The sequence below is a fragment of the Rhizobium leguminosarum bv. trifolii WSM2297 genome, from assembly GCF_000271845.1.
In genome coordinates this window covers 4,219,268-4,234,644 of record NZ_JH719395.1, presented here as the reverse complement: position 1 = coordinate 4,234,644, position 15,377 = coordinate 4,219,268, and the positions used below count along the sequence as shown (strand labels likewise).

Here is a 15,377-nt window from a genome sequence, read left to right as displayed (position 1 = left end):
CCTTCGCAGGACCTTCGAGCAAGCTTACTTGAAACGGTAGGTGATGCGGCCCTTGGTCAGGTCGTAGGGTGTCATTTCCACCAGCACCTTGTCGCCGGCGAGAACGCGGATGCGGTTCTTGCGCATGCGGCCGGCGGTATGGGCGATGATCTCGTGTTCGTTTTCGAGCTTCACGCGGAACGTCGCATTCGGCAGAAGTTCGGTGACGATACCCGGGAATTCGAGGACTTCTTCTTTCGGCATATAAGTGTTTTCTTCCTGTGGGTTGAATAGGCAGCGCAGCGCGCGCCTTTAAAATTTGGGCGGAAACTACACAATCAACAGAGGTTTGTGAACCTTGTTGATCGGGCTTTCCGTCATTTGTTTTCAAGCCGATTGCGCGGCAATGCCATTTCGTTTGAGTAGCCGGCTTTCGATGAGGCCGGCCAGGTGATCGCGGACCTCGCGATAGCTGTCCAGAATCTGTTCGCGCGTGCCGCTGACAACCGTCGGATCCATCGTCGGCCAGTAGACGACATCGATCGCATTCGACCGCGTCAGCTCGAGTGCGGCATGGTGGGCAGGCGGCGACAGCGTGATGATCAGATCGAAATAATCGTCCTCGAGTTCCTCAAGCGTCTGCGGCAGGCGGCGCCCGAGGGACAGCCCGATCTCCTCGAGCACGACATCGACGAAAGGATCCCGCTCGCCGGCGCGCACGCCGGCCGACCTGATATAAGTATTGGCCGGCAGAAGACTACGGGCGATCGCTTCGGCCATCGGCGAGCGGATGGCATTCATCCCGCACATGAAGAGGATGGCGCCCGGCCTTTTTCCCACCTCGATGTCGGCGGCGCGATCCATGGCCGTCATCCGCGCCAGTAGAGCACGCAGACCAGGGTGAACAGCCGCCGGGCGGTGTCGAAATCGACCTCTATCTTGCCGGCCAGCCTGTCCTTCAGCGTCTGCGAACCTTCATTGTGGATGCCGCGCCGGCCCATGTCGATCGCCTCGATGCGGCTCGGCGTCGACGACCGGATCGCTTCGTAATAGCTCTCGCAGATCATGAAGTAATCCTTGACGATCCGCCGGAAGGGGGTGAGCGACAGGATATGGGTGGCGACGTTGCCGCCTTCTTCCGTGGTGATGGCAAAGACCAGCTTGGAGTCGACCAGCGAGATGTTCAGCCGGTAAGGCCCGCCGGCATGGCCGAGCGGCGCAAAACTGTTCTCCTCGATCAGATCGAAGATGGCGACGGCGCGTTCATGTTCGACATCGGGCGTCGAACGGCCGATCGTATCGTCGAGGACGACGTCGCAAAGCCGGAATTCGCCCGCCGCCATCCCCTCACCTTTCGAGGTTGAGGCGGATCGCAACCGATCGCGCATGGGCATCGAGGCCTTCGGAGACGGCCAACGCGATCGCCGCCGGGCCGAGGGTGCGCAATTGCTGCGGGCCGAGCCGCAGGATCGAGGTGCGCTTGACGAAATCGAGCACCGAAAGTCCGGAGGAGAAGCGCGCCGAACGCGCCGTCGGCAGCACATGGTTCGACCCGCCGACATAATCGCCGATCACCTCGGGCGTATGGGCGCCGATGAAGATCGCGCCGGCATTGCGGATGCCGTCGAGCAGGCGGTCCGGATCGGCCATGGCCAGCTCCAGATGTTCGGCAGCGATGCGGTTGGCGAGCGGAATGGCCTGCTTCAGATCGGCAACGAGGATGACCGCGCCGAAATCGCGCCAGCTTGCCGCGGCGGTCTCGGCACGGTTCAGCGTCTTCAGCTGGCGTTCGACCGCCTGCTCCACCGCCTTGCCGAATTCGGCATTGTCGGTGATCAGGATCGCCTGGGCGCTGACATCATGTTCGGCCTGCGCCAGCAGATCGGCGGCGATCCAATCGGGATTGTTGTCCTTGTCGGCGATGACAAGCACCTCGGAGGGGCCGGCGATCATGTCGATGCCGACGGTGCCGAAGACATGGCGCTTGGCGGCGGCGACATAGGCATTGCCGGGGCCGGTGATCTTGGCGACCGGGGCGATCGTCTCGGTGCCATAGGCAAGAGCCGCGATCGCCTGAGCGCCGCCGACACGGTAAATCTCGGTAACGCCGACCAGCTTGGCGGCGGCAAGCACCGCCGGATTGACAGCGCCGCCGGTAGCGGGAACGGCGATGACGATGCGATCGACGCCGGCGACCTTGGCCGGCACGGCATTCATCAACACCGAGCTCGGATAACTCGCCGTGCCGCCCGGAACATAGAGCCCGACCGCCTCGATCGCCGTCCAGCGCGAGCCGAGACCGACGCCGAGATCGTCCTCGTAGATATCGTCCTTCGGCAGTTGCCGGCGGTGATGGGATTCGATGCGCAATGCTGCGAGCTTCAGCGCGCCCAGCACCTCCGAAGGCACCGCCTCGACGGCAGCGTCGATCTCCTCAGGCGTGACGCGCATCGGCACGGTGGCGAAATTGATGCCGTCGAACTTCAGCGAATATTCGGCCAGCGCCACGTCGCCACGCGCACGCACGTCATCGATGATGGCGCGAACGACGGTGTTCACATCCTCGGAGACTTCACGCTTCGTCGTCAGGAAGGCGGCGAATTTCTGCTCGAAACCTTCCGATGCCTGATCCAGCCAGATTGCCAAGGCCGATATTCCTTCTCAACTCGAAACCGCTATGTTCAAACGTCCAGCCGCGTCAGAGGTGGCGAGGCTTGGAGGAGGCCTGCCAGGCACCGCCGATATCGGCCATCTGGACCTCGATGCATTCGACATCGAGCGCGATCGAGGCGGTGCCGGACAGCGACAGCTCGAGCGTGCCCTCCGGTCCATCGCCCTTCTTGTCGAAGCGCAGCGCCAGCAGCGACAGCACCTCGTCCCGTTTGCCGCGATCGATGCCGAGCGAGCGGACAGCCAGCACCCGCTTGAAGACCAAAGCAGCCCGGCGGCGCTCGAAACCCTTGCGCTTGCGCTCGGCACCTTCCCAGACGAAACGATTGACGGCAAGGGCGAACTGCGCCTCGCGCGGCGACCAGTCGATGTCTCCGACCTTGAAGACGCTGTCCTGCATATGCGCGGAAATGACCGCAAGGTCTTCGTCATCGAGCGCGACAAGCTTCAGGTCGGTCATTCAGCCTCAATCCCCAGCATGCACCGCCGAAATGGCGATGCGTCAGACAAGGGAAATAAGATGCTGCGATCAATTACGCAACCGGGATGAAGAGCGCTTACTCGCTGATGCGCTCGACCACGGCGCCGCAGCGGGTCAGCTTTTCCTCGAGCCGCTCGAACCCGCGGTCGAGGTGATAGACGCGGGAGACGGTGGTTTCGCCCTCGGCGGCAAGGCCGGCGATGACGAGCGAAACGGAGGCGCGCAGATCGGTCGCCATGACGGGCGCGCCGCGCAGGCGTTGCACACCCTCGATCTTCGCCGTCTGGCCGGACAGCGTGATCCTGGCGCCGAGGCGGGCAAGCTCCTGCACATGCATGAAGCGGTTTTCGAAGATGGTCTCGGTGACATGCGAGATGCCGGTAGAGCGGGTCATCAGCGCCATGAACTGCGCCTGCAGGTCGGTGGGGAAGCCCGGGAAGGGATCGGTGACGATATCGACCGGCTTGATGCCGGCGCCGTTGCGCCGGATGCGCATGCCGTTGTTGGTCGACGAGATGTCGGCGCCGGCGCGGCGCAGGGTTTCCAGCGCGGTGTCGAGCAGCGCCACATCGGTATTTTCGAGCACGACGTCACCACCGGCCATGGCAACGGCCATGGCATAGGTGCCGGTCTCGATGCGATCCGGCAACACGCGGTGGCGGGCGCCGGAGAGCGAGGTGACGCCTTCGATGGTGATGGTCGCGGTACCGGCGCCGGAGATCTTGGCGCCCATGGCGTTCAGGCAGTTGGCGAGATCGACGACCTCGGGCTCGCGGGCGGCATTGCCGATGACGGTCGTGCCGCGGGCAAGCGTTGCCGCCATCATCATCACATGGGTGGCGCCGACCGAGACCTTCGGGAAGGTGTAACGCGCGCCGATCAGGCCGCCATTCGGCGCCTTGGCGTTGATATAACCGGCATCGATCTCCATGGTCGCGCCGAGCGCCGTCAGGCCCTCGATGAAGAGATCGACGGGGCGCGTGCCGATGGCACAGCCGCCCGGCAGCGACACGCGGCAATAGCCTTCGCGCGCCAAGAGCGGCCCGATCACCCAGAAGGAAGCGCGCATCTTCGAGACCAGCTCATAGGAAGCGGTGGTATCGACGATGGTGCGGCAGGTGAAATGGATCGTGCGGGCGTAGGAATCTTCCTGGCGCTCGCGGCGGCCGTTGACGGCGACATCGACTCCGTGATTGCCGAGGATGCGCATCAGGAGTTCGACATCGGCCAGATGCGGCACGTTTTCCAGCGTCAGCGTATCGCTGGTCAGAAGCGAGGCGATCATCAGCGGGAGTGCGGCATTCTTGGCGCCGGAAATCGGAATGATGCCATTCAGCTCATTACCGCCGACGATTCTGATACGATCCATGTGGGCTTACTTCCTGAAAGTTCTGCCTTGAAAGAAGGAGTGAGGTGTTTAGGGGATTTATCAAAACGCTTCAATTGGCGAGGGACGGAACATTACGATTCGTCCATTTTTGCGGCGGGCAGGCCATTTGTTTCGTCGGCCTGGCCGGAACGGCGTGCGCGTACCTGCTGTTTACGTCTTGAAAGATTTTCTCTGAGCTTGTCGGCGGCGCGCTCGCGGCGCAGCTTCGCCTGTGCCTCGATCGCCTCTTTTCGGCTCTGCTGGCCGGTTTCGGTCTTGTCGTTCATGCAAACAGGATTAGCCGAATTCGCGCCGATCCAAAAGGCCCTCACACGCCAATCCACACGAAGTTGGAATTTGCTGCTTGCGCTTGCCGTCAAGCTGTGGCAATAGCCGCCCCGTTCCCGCGATTGAGCCGCCCGGCTCCGCGGTCTGGTCCTGCTGCCGTAGCTCAGTGGTAGAGCACACCCTTGGTAAGGGTGAGGTCGGTGGTTCAATCCCACTCGGCAGCACCAGTTTTTCTCAGGTATCAGACATTATTTCTCGGACGCTCGGCTTGCCCCTCATCCGGCTGCCGCCACCTTCTCCCCGCTTGCGGGGCGAAGGGGATATGCCGCGCCCTCTCCGTCCCTCGCCAACCTCTCGCAGGGCACGTCCCCTCGCCCCGTTTACGGGGGTCCGGAGGACGGGTCGAGACCCGTGGCTCGACCCCGGTCGGTTAGGGTGAGGCGCAGCCATCCGCACCAACCGGACTGCCATGCAGTGCAATCGGGAATTTCAGTTACGTCGAGATAATAAGGTAGGAACGGGGATAACTGCCACAGTTCGTACTGCTCTCCGGTTATCACCGGGTCTTCGCCTGGAATCGGGGCGTGGGGTCGCGGGGAAACTCCATCATCAATGCCTTCAATATACCAGCGAGGAGCATTCTCTGCCATGAAAAGGGAAGCGAGATCTATCGCCGTCCCTTCACCGTGGCGACTCAGGGTCACCCGCAAATATGCTCGCTGCAGTCTTGGAATTACGTCAATGGAAAGACGCGAGAAGAAAGCGTCCCCAGCCGATATCTCCGCGCCTGCGGCGAGCGCTGGCATAACCAGCGCTCCGCAGAGAAAAGCAGCCTGGATCAATTTTCGATCTAAACCCAAGTCGAGCCCTCAGCCTTCCGAGCATGGTAACGATGGTAGCGGGCCGGCGCCATACAACTTATTTGCGACTACCCAACATTCCTTCTGGCCTGCGCGTACCCAAGATCCCTCTCACACAAGCTGACATTTCGCCTCATCGGCAACAAACGATTCACCATTGTTGACCGCAAAAATCACGCTAGAATGCCTCTTATGGCGGCGCCTCCATGGAGGAATGCGGAAGCGCTGCAACTTTGTTTCTGTCAACAATCGTGGAGGAGCATTGATGGCAACTGAAAGATGGGACAGCCCGGTCAAGGTTGATTTCGAAGGAGCCGACGCGCGAACGGTCAACGGGCCGTTCGATGCGCTGAAATGCCTGGCGGATTTCTGGCCGAACGTGCGCGGGCTGCGTTATATCAAGGCCCGCAGCACCTGCCGGGCGGCACTTGATGGGCGCAAGAGCGTGGAAGAGGCGAGAGCCGAGTTCCTGGCGGCGGCCGAAGAGGCGAAGCTGAAGCTGCATTAGCGTGCCCGTCGGGCGGGACGCGTAAAACACGCTCCGCCACGTTGAACTGGTCCTTGGTCGGCATTTCCGTAAACGGAGCGTGCCGGAACGGTGCAACGCTTTAATTTCTTTAACCCTGCCTCGAAGCCGTGCCGGGTTTTGGTGCAGCGGGCGTTGCGCTGGGTATCGCTGTATTCATAGAAGAAGCCCAGCCATCATGATGATGGTCAGAGGCTCGTCACCTCTGCGGCGACGCAGGCGAGCCTCGTCTGAGCAAGCCGAATGGCTCAGCAGGCCGCGCCGGCCTCATTCTCCACCTCGATATAACCGACGCCGATGATCGTGCCATCCACTGCGCGGATGAAGGACGGCAGGTAGTGCGGCTCCGCCGGCTGGCAGACAGTCGTCTCGGTATATTCGTTGAGGGCGATCTGGTCTTTCGGCAGCGCCGAATAGTTCGCGCCGGTTTCAAGCGAAGCATAGGCGGAGCCGGCAAAGACACCGCAACTAATCAAGGTCGTTGCCCAGAGGCGAAGAAGCAACTGCATGATGGTCTCCCGCGTTTCGATCCGGCATTTCAACACGCGGGAAGTCACTTGGTTCCCTCAGCGCCGCAGCAGGCGACTGCGCACATAACCGCGGCCGACGATGCTCTCGGCGATCTCGATGGCGCGCTCGACATCGCCGCGCTGGTGCACGAAACCTTCGAGAATGACATAGGCGCCCGATGTGCTGACGATGATTTCATCGGCGTCGAGATCGGCGGCCGCATGAAGGGCGCCCTCGACCGAGGCGCGGGTCGCCGCGTCGCCGTGACCCTCGCCGCCGGAATCTTCATGCGCCATGAATGCCGGAACCCCAAGCACCTTCACCGTCTCCTGTTGGTTGATCCGGGTTAACGCCGCAGCGAGGCATTTCGTTGCGGCCCTTGGCGAAAGGGGCTGCGATTTCCATATTTGGCTGCAGTCGAAAGAGGGATGACGACGATGAAAGCGGTTCTGCCCGCCCTATTCTCCGGGGCATTGTTTGCCGGGGTTTTGCTTTCCGGCTGCTCCTCGGCCGAGGGGCCGGCGCTGGAACCGATCCCCGGCAGCATCACCTATGGCGGCCAGCCGCGAACGAAGCTCACCAAATCGCCGGTCGGCAGCGCCGTCTACAATCAGTTCTACAACGAGACCGGCCAGCGGGTGGAGGAAACCTATATTCTGCAGCCGGATCGCAGCCTCAAACTGGTGCGGCGCGTGGTCGGGCCGGATTTCCCCGATTGAGGCTTGCCGCGCTAAAGCACGTCGCGTCAAATTTGAATCGTGTGATGTGCTTTCAGTCTTTGTTTTTACGCATGTCGTTGTCGCAAAATCGCTGCACAGTTTTGCGCGACATGCTCTAGACTTGACAGCGGCTGAAATCGCGAACATTCAAGGAACATCTAATCTTTCCCCAGTGATTCTGCGGAAGCCCGACCGGACGGCTGGATGTACCTCGAAAAGCTCAATCCACAGCAGCGCATGGCCGTCGAGCACGGCACGCTCACCGACGGCAGCCATATTGCCGGGCCGCTGCTGGTCATTGCCGGTGCCGGTTCGGGCAAGACGAATACGCTGGCGCATCGGGTCGCCCATCTTATCGTCAAGGGCGCCGATCCCCGCCGCATCCTGCTGATGACCTTCTCGCGCCGGGCCGCAGCCGAGATGGCGCGGCGCGTCGAGCGCATCTGCCGCGATGTGCTCGGTTCGAATGCCGGCGTCATGACCGATGCGCTTGCCTGGTCCGGCACCTTCCACGGCATCGGCGCGCGGCTGTTGCGCGATTATGCCCAGCAAATCGGCCTCGACGCCGATTTCACCATCCATGACCGCGAAGACAGCGCCGACCTGATGAACCTCATCCGGCACGATCTCGGTTTCTCCAAAACGGAAAGCCGGTTTCCGGCCAAAGGCACCTGCCTTGCGATCTATTCCCGGGCGGTGAATTCGGAGACCGCGCTCGACCAGGTGCTGCGCGATGCCTTTCCCTGGTGCGCGTCCTGGGAGAAACAGCTGCGCGAGTTTTTCGCCTGTTATGTCGAGGCGAAGCAGAGCCAGAACGTGCTCGATTATGACGACCTGCTGCTCTACTGGGCGCAGATGGTCGGCGAGAGCGTGATCGCCGAGGATATCGGCAGCCGTTTCGACCATGTGCTGGTCGACGAATATCAGGACACCAACCGGCTGCAGGCCTCGATCCTGATGGCGCTGAAGCCGGGCGGCCAGGGGCTGACCGTCGTCGGCGACGATGCCCAGTCGATCTATTCCTTCCGGGCGGCGACGGTGCGCAATATCCTCGATTTTCCCGCCGCCTTCAGCCCGGCTGCCAATATCGTCACGCTCGACCGCAACTACCGCTCGACGCAGCCGATCCTGGCGGCGGCCAACGCCGTCATCGATCTCGCCTCGGAGCGCTTCACCAAGAACCTGTGGACCGAGCGGCAATCGGCCGAGCGGCCGCGACTCGTCACGGTGCGCGACGAGGCCGACCAGGCGCGTTATGTCGCCGACATGGTGCTCGACAACCGCGAGGAAGGCCTGACGCTCAAGCAGCAGGCCGTGCTGTTCCGCGCTTCGCATCACAGCGGGCCGCTGGAGGTCGAGTTGACCCGGCGCAACATTCCCTTCGTCAAGTTCGGCGGGCTGAAATTTCTCGACAGCGCCCATGTCAAGGACATGCTGGCCGCCCTTCGTTTCGCGCAGAACCCGCGCGACCGGGTGGCGGGCTTCCGGCTGATGCAGATCCTGCCGGGTGTCGGGCCGTCGACGGCGCAGAAGGCGCTCGACCTGATGGCCGAGGATGCAAGCCCGATATCGGCTCTGGCCGAAATGCCGGCGCCGCCACGCTCCGGCGACGACTGGACAGCGTTCGTATCGATGCTGCAGGAGCTGAAATCCGGCAAGGCCGGCTGGCCGGCGGAAATCGAACTGGCGCGGCAATGGTACGCGCCGCATCTGGAACGGCTGCATGAGGACGCGGCGACCCGGCAGGCCGATCTGCTGCAGCTCGAGCAGATTGCCGGCGGTTATGCCTCGCGGGAGCGTTTTCTCACCGAACTCACCCTCGATCCGCCGGATGCGACCAGCGACCAGGCGGGCGTGCCGCTGCTCGACGAGGACTATCTCATCCTTTCCACCATTCATTCCGCCAAGGGCCAGGAATGGACGAAGGTCTTCATGCTGAACGTCGTCGACGGCTGCATTCCGAGCGATCTCGCCGTCGGCGCCACCGCCGAAATCGAGGAGGAACGCCGGCTGCTCTACGTGGCGATGACGCGTGCGCGGGACGGTCTCGACCTCGTCGTGCCGCAACGCTTCTTCACCTATGGGCAGAATGCGCAGGGCGACCGGCACGTCTATGCCTCACGGAGCCGCTTCATTCCGGCAACCCTGCTGCAGTTCTTCGAGGCCTGCAGCTGGCCGCAGGTGAAATCGCAGTCCGCCGCACAAGCCCAGGCGCGGCAGGTGCGAATCGATGTCGGCGCCCGCATGCGCGGCATGTGGCGATAGGCAATGGTTTAGAGCAAATCCAGGAAAAGTGCGAAGCGGTTTTCCGTCCGGAATTGCGTCAAAACAAAAGGTTCGAGCGGTTCTGCGCTTCCGTGAAAAGCTGAAACGCTCTAGAGCGAAAGCGGCGGCTCGGCCGGTTTCAGGAAGCGCTCGACGGTGGCCGCCTCGACTGACGCCGGCGACCATTTCGGATTGCGGTCCTTGTCGATAACGGCGGCGCGGATGCCTTCGAAGAAGTCGGGATTATCCAGCATCTGCAGGCAGGCGCCGAGTTCACGGCTGAGGCATTCGGCAAGCGAAGCGCTGCGGCGGCCGGCTCGGAGCAGCGTCAAAGCGAGCTTCAGGCTGGTCGGCGAGCGGGTCAGCATCACCCGGCGGGTCTCGGCGGCGAAGTCGCCCTCCTCCCCGGCAAGCGCTGCCAGGATTTCCTCGACACTGTCGAAACCAAAGGTGCGATCGATCATCGCCGCATTCTGGCTGAGCCGGCTTTCTCCCGCAGGCTCGGAAAGCGCCTGCAGCACCGCATCGACATCGCCGGAGGTGCTGCCCCGCGGCAGGGCCGACAAAACATCGATCACCTCCCCAAGCCGCGACGAAGCGATCTGACGGTCGGCAAGCCCGGCATGGATCGCGTCGGCCGCGCCGATATCGAGGCCGGTCAGGCCGAGCCATGTTCCGGACTCGCCCGGTGCCTGCGGCAGCAGCCAGGTGGCGCCGACATCGGGGACGTAGCCGATGCCGGTTTCGGGCATGGCGAGCCGCGTGCGCTCGGTGACGATGCGGTGGCGGCCGTGCGACGACAGGCCAACGCCTCCGCCCATGGTAATGCCGTCCATCAGCGCCACATAGGGTTTGGGGTAGGAGGCGATCTGATGGTTGAGGCGGAACTCCTCGCGCCAAAAGGTTGCCGCCAGGCCATCTCCGGTGCGGGCGCTCTCATGCAAAGCGCGGATATCGCCGCCGGCGCAGAAGCCGCGGTCGCCCTCCCCCGTCATCACAACGGCCGCAACCTCGGCATCAGAGGCAAAGCCATGAAGCGCCTCGGTGATCGTCCGGATCATCGGCAGCGTCAGGCTGTTCAGCGCCCGCGGCCGGTTGAGCCGAATGACGCCGGTAGTGCCTTGCCGTTCAATGATGATTTCGCCGTCCTGCATGGTTCACCTCCGCTGTTGAACCATGCATAGACGACGACGCATGGTGGCTCCAGTCGAATTAGCGAGGATTGATCGCGTTCAGGCCGATAGCGAATTGCGGGCGGACGCTGTGCTCTCGCACCGTGCGGCATAATCGATGGCAAGCTCCAGCGGCAGCGGCCGCGAGAAATAATAGCCCTGCGCCAGGCGAACGCCCATCGCCTTCAACCCCTCGGCGATCTCTTCGCTTTCGACGCCTTCGGCGACGGAGGCAATGCCGAGATTCTGGCAGAGATTGGCGACCGAGCGGGTGATGTTCATGCAGCGGGCATCGCGATCGAAATTCATCACGAAGGCCTTGTCGATCTTCAGCTTGTCGAAGGCAAGACGATGAATATGGCTGAGGCTCGAAAAGCCGGTGCCGAAATCGTCAAGCGCGATCGATATGCCGGCGGCGCGCAGCATGGTGATGACCCGATCGGCGGTGTCGAAATCGGAAAGCAGCGCCGTCTCGGTGATCTCGAATTCGATGCGCCTGGGATCGATGCCGGAGCGGGTGATCATGGCGAGCAGCGCCATCGATGTCTCATGATCGCAGATATCGCGCGCCGAGAGATTGAAGGAGAGCTTGAGATGGCGCGGAATGATCGCCAGCGCTTCGAGCGCCTTGGCAAAAAGGATGCGCGTCATCCGGCCGATGACGGCGGTGCGCTCGGCAGCGGGAATGAAGGCATCGGGACTGATGCGGCCAAAGCGGGCGCTATCCCAGCGGGCGAGCGCCTCGTAACCGACGACGCGGCCGCTCTTCAATTCGACGATCGGCTGATATTCGAGTTTCAATTCACTGGCGAAGTCATTCGCCTGCAGCTCGAGTTCGATCAGGTGGCGCTGCGACAGGATCTTCTCGTGCTCGGCCGAGAAGAATTCGACGCCGCTGCTGCGCTTGCTCTTGACCTGGTAGAGGGCGAAATCCGCTTTCTCGTAGAGATCCTCGGCGGTGTATTGGCCGATCTCGGGATAGACGATGCCGCAGGAACCGAAAACACGGACCGAGCCGTCGGGGATTTCGTAGGGATCGCGGACGGCAGCGCAGAGCGCCTGGCCGAGATCGGCGATCGCCTGGCGTGTCATCGAACAGGGGAAGATGATGCCGAACTCATCGCCGCCGAGGCGGGAGACGATGCCCTCTTCGCCGACCAGCGCGGTGAAGCGGCGGGCCGTCTCCTTGAGCACGAGATCGCCGGCGGCATGGCCGAAGACATCGTTGACGGGCTTGAAACCATCGAGATCGAGAATGCCGAGGACGGGCGGCGAGGACGGATGCCTCTGCAGCCGTTGTTCCAGCGAGAGAAAGAAGCTGCGGCGGTTGGCGAGGCCTGTCAGCTGGTCATGCAGCGCGTTGCGGCTGTTGACGAGGTTGAGTTCCTCGGCCTCCGCCCGCTTCTGCTTCAACTCCTCGGTCAACTGCACGAGGCCGACGAAATTCTGGAAATAGCTGTCGATCACCCTGAGGAAGGGCAGGATTAGGAAGAGGCCGCTGACGGCGGTGGCGACAAAAACCGGATTGCCCGAGAACATGAAGGTCGCGACCATGGCCGAGAAGGTGATGAGCGTGGTGATCGCCGCCGCCATCGGCAGATGCATCAGGCAGAAGATGCAGGAAATCCCTGTGACCACGAGGAAATAGGCAATCTGGCCTTGCTGGTAAGCATCGCCATATTGGTAGAGTGCGATCGCCCAGCCGCCGAACGCGGCGGAGAGGACACAAGCGCCGACGATGGTGACCTTCATCAGCCTGTAGGCCCGCTCGGCTGTTATGTTTTCCTTGCCCCTGATTTCCCACCAGCAGAGACGGAAGATACAGACGACGCTCAAGGCCACAGGGATGTAAAGCGAGAGCCAGAGCGGTGCGGATTCCACGTGGGTGATCGCCACCGCCAGGGCGTTGATGACGAGCAGGACATAGAGAATGGGGATCTGCGACGACAGGGCCCGGAACTGCGCCATCAGAAACGTCGGATTGTCTTTTTGCAGGCGCAATGAGGCCAGAAAGTTCTTCATCTTCTCTTTTCCCTCGGCCCAGAGCCCGCCAGAGAAAGCTTGATTTTCCTTATTCACATAATGGCATGCGGGGCCCCGCCGGCGCAGGGAGGTCAACAGTCGGTTGCGTTCAGAACGAAGCGGCGGCGAGCGCCCGGTGGATGCCGTGCAGGTCCTCGACGTTTCTGTTCGACAGGAACAGTTCCCAATCGAGCGAACTCTGGACGATGGTTTCGAGCGAATCGTGCCGCGGCTTCCAGTCGAGCACCTGCCGGGCGAGCGAAGCGTCGGCGACGACGCTTGCCGAATCGCCGGGACGGCGCGGCGCCATATGGATCTTGAAGGAATGTCCGTGCAGGCGGGTGACCATGTTCAAGACGTCGAGCACGGAATAGCCGCTGCCATAACCGCAATTGGCAACGAGCGAGCCCTTGCCCCTGCGCAAGTGCTGCAGCGCTTTAAGATGGGCGTCGACAAGATCGCTGACATGGATGTAGTCGCGCACGCCGGTGCCGTCGTGGGTGGGATAATCGATGCCATAGACACTGACGCTGTCGCGCCTGCCGAGTGCGGCCTCGCAGGCAACCTTGATGAGGTGGGTGGCGCCCGAGGTCGACTGGCCGGCACGGTGATCAGGATCGGCGCCGGCGACGTTGAAATAACGAAGCGCGACATAGTTGAAATCATAGGCGGCGGCGGCATCGCGCAGCATGAATTCGGTCATCAGCTTCGACTGGCCGTAAGGATTTTCCGGATTGAGAGAGGCGGTCTCCTTGACCGGCAGGTCGGTCTTTTGCTGACCGTAGACGGCCGCCGTCGAGGAGAAGACGAAGTTGCGGATCCCGGCCTTGACCGAAGCCGACAGCAGCGCCCGGGTCTTGCCTGAGTTGTTGTCGTAATAGGAGAGCGGATCGGCGACCGAGACCGGGACGACGGCGGAGCCGGCAAAATGGATGATCGCCTCGATGTCGTTTTCGATGAAGATCTTCTTCAATATGTCGGGATCGGCGACGTCGCCGAGATAGAAACGCGCCGCCGGCGCCACGGCCCAGCGAAAGCCGGTGGAAAGCCGATCGAGCACGACCACATCCTCGCCTGCATCGAGCAGCGCCCAAACCATGTGACTGCCGATATATCCGGCGCCGCCCGTCACCAAAACCGCCATGTCCCCGTCCCTGCTTTGTTTTATAGCAGGGGCATCAGGCCCGGTTTTTCTTTCCAATTTTCTTATCGAATGGCCGTTCGGGGGCCTTTGAACCGGTAAGTTTGGACTTGTGGTTAGAGGCCGATTTCAGGCTTTGCTCCAGTTTTATCGATCGGGCGATTCCGGCACAAAAACGACCGGCAGAGCCACTTCTTAGCGCTTGAGGATATAGTCGCAAAGGCGCTCCGCGGCGATCGCCACCTGGGCGGGGTCGCGCAGAAAACAGGCGCGCAGGAAGAGTTCGCCGCCGGCGCCGAAAGCGGCCCCCGGGGCAAGACCGACGGCCGTCTTGTCGACGATATCGATCGCAGCGCTGCGGCTATCGGTGACGCCGTCGATCTTCAGGAATGCATAGAGCGCGCCGTCCGGCTTCAGCGTCTCGACGCGGTTGGTGGCGACAAGCGCATCGCAGAGAATATCGCGGGAGCGAGCCGCCTTGGCGATATTGGCGCGCACGAAATCGTCGCCCTGATCGAGGGCTGCGACGGCGCCTTTCTGCATGAACTGCGCCACACCCGATGTCGAATATTGGATGAGGTTTTCGAGCACCTGGCCCATCTCAGGCGGCGCGACGATCCAGCCGACCCGCCAGCCGGTCATCGACCAGTTCTTCGAGAAGGAATTGACGAAGATGATCTTATCGTCCGGCTCCATGACGTCGAGGAAGGAAGGAGCACGACCGCCCGGGTAATAATAGAGCGCGTAGATCTCATCGGCCATGATCCAGAGATCGTGTTTACGGGCCAGCGCCAGAAGATCGCCCAGATCCTTCTTCGTCGCTGTCCAGCCCGTCGGGTTCGACGGCGTGTTGACGAAAATGCCCCTGGTCTTCGGGGTGATGGCGACTTCCAGGCGGTTGAGATCGACTGTCCATTTACCGCCTTCGAACTGCAACTCGACGCCGACGGAGCGCGCCCCCGCGATCTCGAGCGCGGCGGCGATATTCGGCCAGGCGGGAGTGAGATAGACGAATTCGTCACCCGGCGAAGTCAGCGCCTGCACGGCGATCTGGATCGCCTGCATGCCGGAGCCGGTGACATAGAAATGCTCGACCGGAAGCCGGGCGCTGAAATGTCTGACGTAATAATCCGAGAGCGCCTGGCGAAGCTCGGGAATGCCGCGCTGCCAGGTATAGAAGGTCTCGCCTGAAGCAAGCGCGTCCATCGCCGCCCTGCTGATGAAATCAGGGGTCGGCAAGTCGCCTTCACCCACCCAAAGCGGCAGCAGGCCTTCACGGCCGCGGGCATAATTGACGACTTCGACGATCCCGCTTTCTGGCGCCGCCATGGCGCGCGGGCTGAGGCTCTTCACGATCGACATGCACATCTCCGGT

The 15,377-nt window shown here is 62.2% G+C and carries 16 protein-coding genes and 1 tRNA gene; 4 read left to right on the top strand and 13 right to left on the bottom strand.

Features of this window, described 5'->3' with window-relative positions:
* Nucleotides 1-24: 24 nt before the first annotated feature.
* The 7 genes from infA to RLEG4DRAFT_RS35670 all read right to left on the bottom strand — a co-directional run bounded on the left by infA (nt 25) and on the right by RLEG4DRAFT_RS35670 (nt 4,786).
* Nucleotides 25-243 carry a translation initiation factor IF-1 gene (gene infA, locus RLEG4DRAFT_RS35700; protein ID WP_003545338.1) on the bottom strand — a complete coding sequence of 73 codons (219 nt, stop codon included), beginning with the start codon at nt 241-243 and terminating at the stop codon, nt 25-27.
* A 123-nt stretch (nt 244-366) separates the two neighbouring features.
* On the bottom strand, nt 367-852 hold the full coding sequence (locus RLEG4DRAFT_RS35695; RefSeq protein WP_171898261.1) for a low molecular weight phosphatase family protein: 486 nt from the start codon (nt 850-852) through the stop codon (nt 367-369).
* Nucleotides 849-1,322, bottom strand: coding sequence for a UPF0262 family protein (locus tag RLEG4DRAFT_RS35690; protein ID WP_003584149.1), 474 nt, complete (start codon nt 1,320-1,322; stop codon nt 849-851). The genes RLEG4DRAFT_RS35695 and RLEG4DRAFT_RS35690 overlap by 4 nt, the downstream gene beginning before the upstream one ends.
* Nucleotides 1,323-1,326: 4 nt before the next feature.
* Nucleotides 1,327-2,625 carry a histidinol dehydrogenase gene (gene hisD / locus RLEG4DRAFT_RS35685; RefSeq protein WP_003584148.1) on the bottom strand — a complete coding sequence of 433 codons (1,299 nt, stop codon included), beginning with the start codon at nt 2,623-2,625 and terminating at the stop codon, nt 1,327-1,329.
* A gap of 52 nt (nt 2,626-2,677) precedes the next feature.
* Nucleotides 2,678-3,109 carry a DUF2948 family protein gene (locus tag RLEG4DRAFT_RS35680; protein ID WP_003584146.1) on the bottom strand — a complete coding sequence of 144 codons (432 nt, stop codon included), beginning with the start codon at nt 3,107-3,109 and terminating at the stop codon, nt 2,678-2,680.
* 97 nt (nt 3,110-3,206) lie between these two features.
* Nucleotides 3,207-4,499, bottom strand: a complete 1,293-nt coding sequence (murA, locus tag RLEG4DRAFT_RS35675) for a UDP-N-acetylglucosamine 1-carboxyvinyltransferase (protein WP_003570461.1) — start codon at nt 4,497-4,499, stop codon at nt 3,207-3,209.
* A 92-nt stretch (nt 4,500-4,591) separates the two neighbouring features.
* Nucleotides 4,592-4,786, bottom strand: coding sequence for a hypothetical protein (locus RLEG4DRAFT_RS35670; RefSeq protein ID WP_010069185.1), 195 nt, complete (start codon nt 4,784-4,786; stop codon nt 4,592-4,594).
* 153 nt (nt 4,787-4,939) lie between these two features.
* Between RLEG4DRAFT_RS35670 and RLEG4DRAFT_RS35665 the strand changes: the two genes are divergently transcribed.
* Together RLEG4DRAFT_RS35665 and RLEG4DRAFT_RS35660 are read left to right on the top strand one after the other, a co-directional pair.
* A tRNA-Thr gene (locus tag RLEG4DRAFT_RS35665) sits at nt 4,940-5,014 on the top strand.
* Between the two features lie 898 nt (nt 5,015-5,912).
* Complete coding sequence (locus tag RLEG4DRAFT_RS35660) at nt 5,913-6,155, top strand: DUF982 domain-containing protein (RefSeq protein ID WP_003584141.1); 243 nt, start codon at nt 5,913-5,915, stop codon at nt 6,153-6,155.
* Between the two features lie 266 nt (nt 6,156-6,421).
* Here RLEG4DRAFT_RS35660 and RLEG4DRAFT_RS35655 read toward each other — a convergent pair whose 3' ends face one another.
* Nucleotides 6,422-6,682, bottom strand: a complete 261-nt coding sequence (locus tag RLEG4DRAFT_RS35655; RefSeq protein ID WP_003584139.1) for a hypothetical protein — start codon at nt 6,680-6,682, stop codon at nt 6,422-6,424.
* Nucleotides 6,683-6,739: 57 nt separating this feature from the next.
* The gene (locus RLEG4DRAFT_RS35650; RefSeq protein WP_003584138.1) at nt 6,740-7,000 is read right to left on the bottom strand and encodes a BON domain-containing protein; all 261 of its coding nucleotides are present in this window, start codon (nt 6,998-7,000) and stop codon (nt 6,740-6,742) included.
* Between the two features lie 120 nt (nt 7,001-7,120).
* Between RLEG4DRAFT_RS35650 and RLEG4DRAFT_RS35645 the strand changes: the two genes are divergently transcribed.
* Entirely contained in the window at nt 7,121-7,402 is a 282-nt protein-coding gene (locus RLEG4DRAFT_RS35645) for a hypothetical protein (protein ID WP_003584136.1), read from the top strand.
* Between the two features lie 204 nt (nt 7,403-7,606).
* The gene (locus tag RLEG4DRAFT_RS35640) at nt 7,607-9,667 is read left to right on the top strand and encodes an ATP-dependent helicase (RefSeq protein WP_003584135.1); all 2,061 of its coding nucleotides are present in this window, start codon (nt 7,607-7,609) and stop codon (nt 9,665-9,667) included.
* A gap of 110 nt (nt 9,668-9,777) precedes the next feature.
* On the opposite strand, the gene RLEG4DRAFT_RS35635 is transcribed toward RLEG4DRAFT_RS35640, so the two are convergent.
* The 4 genes from RLEG4DRAFT_RS35635 to RLEG4DRAFT_RS35620 all read right to left on the bottom strand — a co-directional run bounded on the left by RLEG4DRAFT_RS35635 (nt 9,778) and on the right by RLEG4DRAFT_RS35620 (nt 15,364).
* The gene (locus RLEG4DRAFT_RS35635) at nt 9,778-10,821 is read right to left on the bottom strand and encodes an enoyl-CoA hydratase/isomerase family protein (RefSeq protein WP_003584134.1); all 1,044 of its coding nucleotides are present in this window, start codon (nt 10,819-10,821) and stop codon (nt 9,778-9,780) included.
* Between the two features lie 78 nt (nt 10,822-10,899).
* Nucleotides 10,900-12,861, bottom strand: a complete 1,962-nt coding sequence (locus tag RLEG4DRAFT_RS35630) for a putative bifunctional diguanylate cyclase/phosphodiesterase (protein WP_003584133.1) — start codon at nt 12,859-12,861, stop codon at nt 10,900-10,902.
* 109 nt (nt 12,862-12,970) lie between these two features.
* Nucleotides 12,971-14,005: a UDP-glucose 4-epimerase GalE gene (galE, locus tag RLEG4DRAFT_RS35625; protein ID WP_003584130.1), complete on the bottom strand. Its 1,035-nt coding sequence runs from the start codon at nt 14,003-14,005 to the stop codon at nt 12,971-12,973.
* A gap of 192 nt (nt 14,006-14,197) precedes the next feature.
* Entirely contained in the window at nt 14,198-15,364 is a 1,167-nt protein-coding gene (locus RLEG4DRAFT_RS35620) for a pyridoxal phosphate-dependent aminotransferase (RefSeq protein WP_003584128.1), read from the bottom strand.
* Nucleotides 15,365-15,377: the final 13 nt, after the last annotated feature.

Coding starts and splice junctions, on each gene's coding strand:
- infA (WP_003545338.1), bottom strand. CDS start 243: ATGCCGAAAGAAGAAGTCCTCGAATTCCCGGGTATCGTCACCGAACTT.
- RLEG4DRAFT_RS35695 (WP_171898261.1), bottom strand. CDS start 852: ATGACGGCCATGGATCGCGCCGCCGACATCGAGGTGGGAAAAAGGCCG.
- RLEG4DRAFT_RS35690 (WP_003584149.1), bottom strand. CDS start 1,322: ATGGCGGCGGGCGAATTCCGGCTTTGCGACGTCGTCCTCGACGATACG.
- RLEG4DRAFT_RS35680 (WP_003584146.1), bottom strand. CDS start 3,109: ATGACCGACCTGAAGCTTGTCGCGCTCGATGACGAAGACCTTGCGGTC.
- murA (WP_003570461.1), bottom strand. CDS start 4,499: ATGGATCGTATCAGAATCGTCGGCGGTAATGAGCTGAATGGCATCATT.
- RLEG4DRAFT_RS35670 (WP_010069185.1), bottom strand. CDS start 4,786: ATGAACGACAAGACCGAAACCGGCCAGCAGAGCCGAAAAGAGGCGATC.
- RLEG4DRAFT_RS35660 (WP_003584141.1), top strand. CDS start 5,913: ATGGCAACTGAAAGATGGGACAGCCCGGTCAAGGTTGATTTCGAAGGA.
- RLEG4DRAFT_RS35655 (WP_003584139.1), bottom strand. CDS start 6,682: ATGCAGTTGCTTCTTCGCCTCTGGGCAACGACCTTGATTAGTTGCGGT.
- RLEG4DRAFT_RS35645 (WP_003584136.1), top strand. CDS start 7,121: ATGAAAGCGGTTCTGCCCGCCCTATTCTCCGGGGCATTGTTTGCCGGG.
- RLEG4DRAFT_RS35640 (WP_003584135.1), top strand. CDS start 7,607: ATGTACCTCGAAAAGCTCAATCCACAGCAGCGCATGGCCGTCGAGCAC.
- RLEG4DRAFT_RS35635 (WP_003584134.1), bottom strand. CDS start 10,821: ATGCAGGACGGCGAAATCATCATTGAACGGCAAGGCACTACCGGCGTC.
- RLEG4DRAFT_RS35630 (WP_003584133.1), bottom strand. CDS start 12,861: ATGAAGAACTTTCTGGCCTCATTGCGCCTGCAAAAAGACAATCCGACG.
- galE (WP_003584130.1), bottom strand. CDS start 14,005: ATGGCGGTTTTGGTGACGGGCGGCGCCGGATATATCGGCAGTCACATG.
- RLEG4DRAFT_RS35620 (WP_003584128.1), bottom strand. CDS start 15,364: ATGTCGATCGTGAAGAGCCTCAGCCCGCGCGCCATGGCGGCGCCAGAA.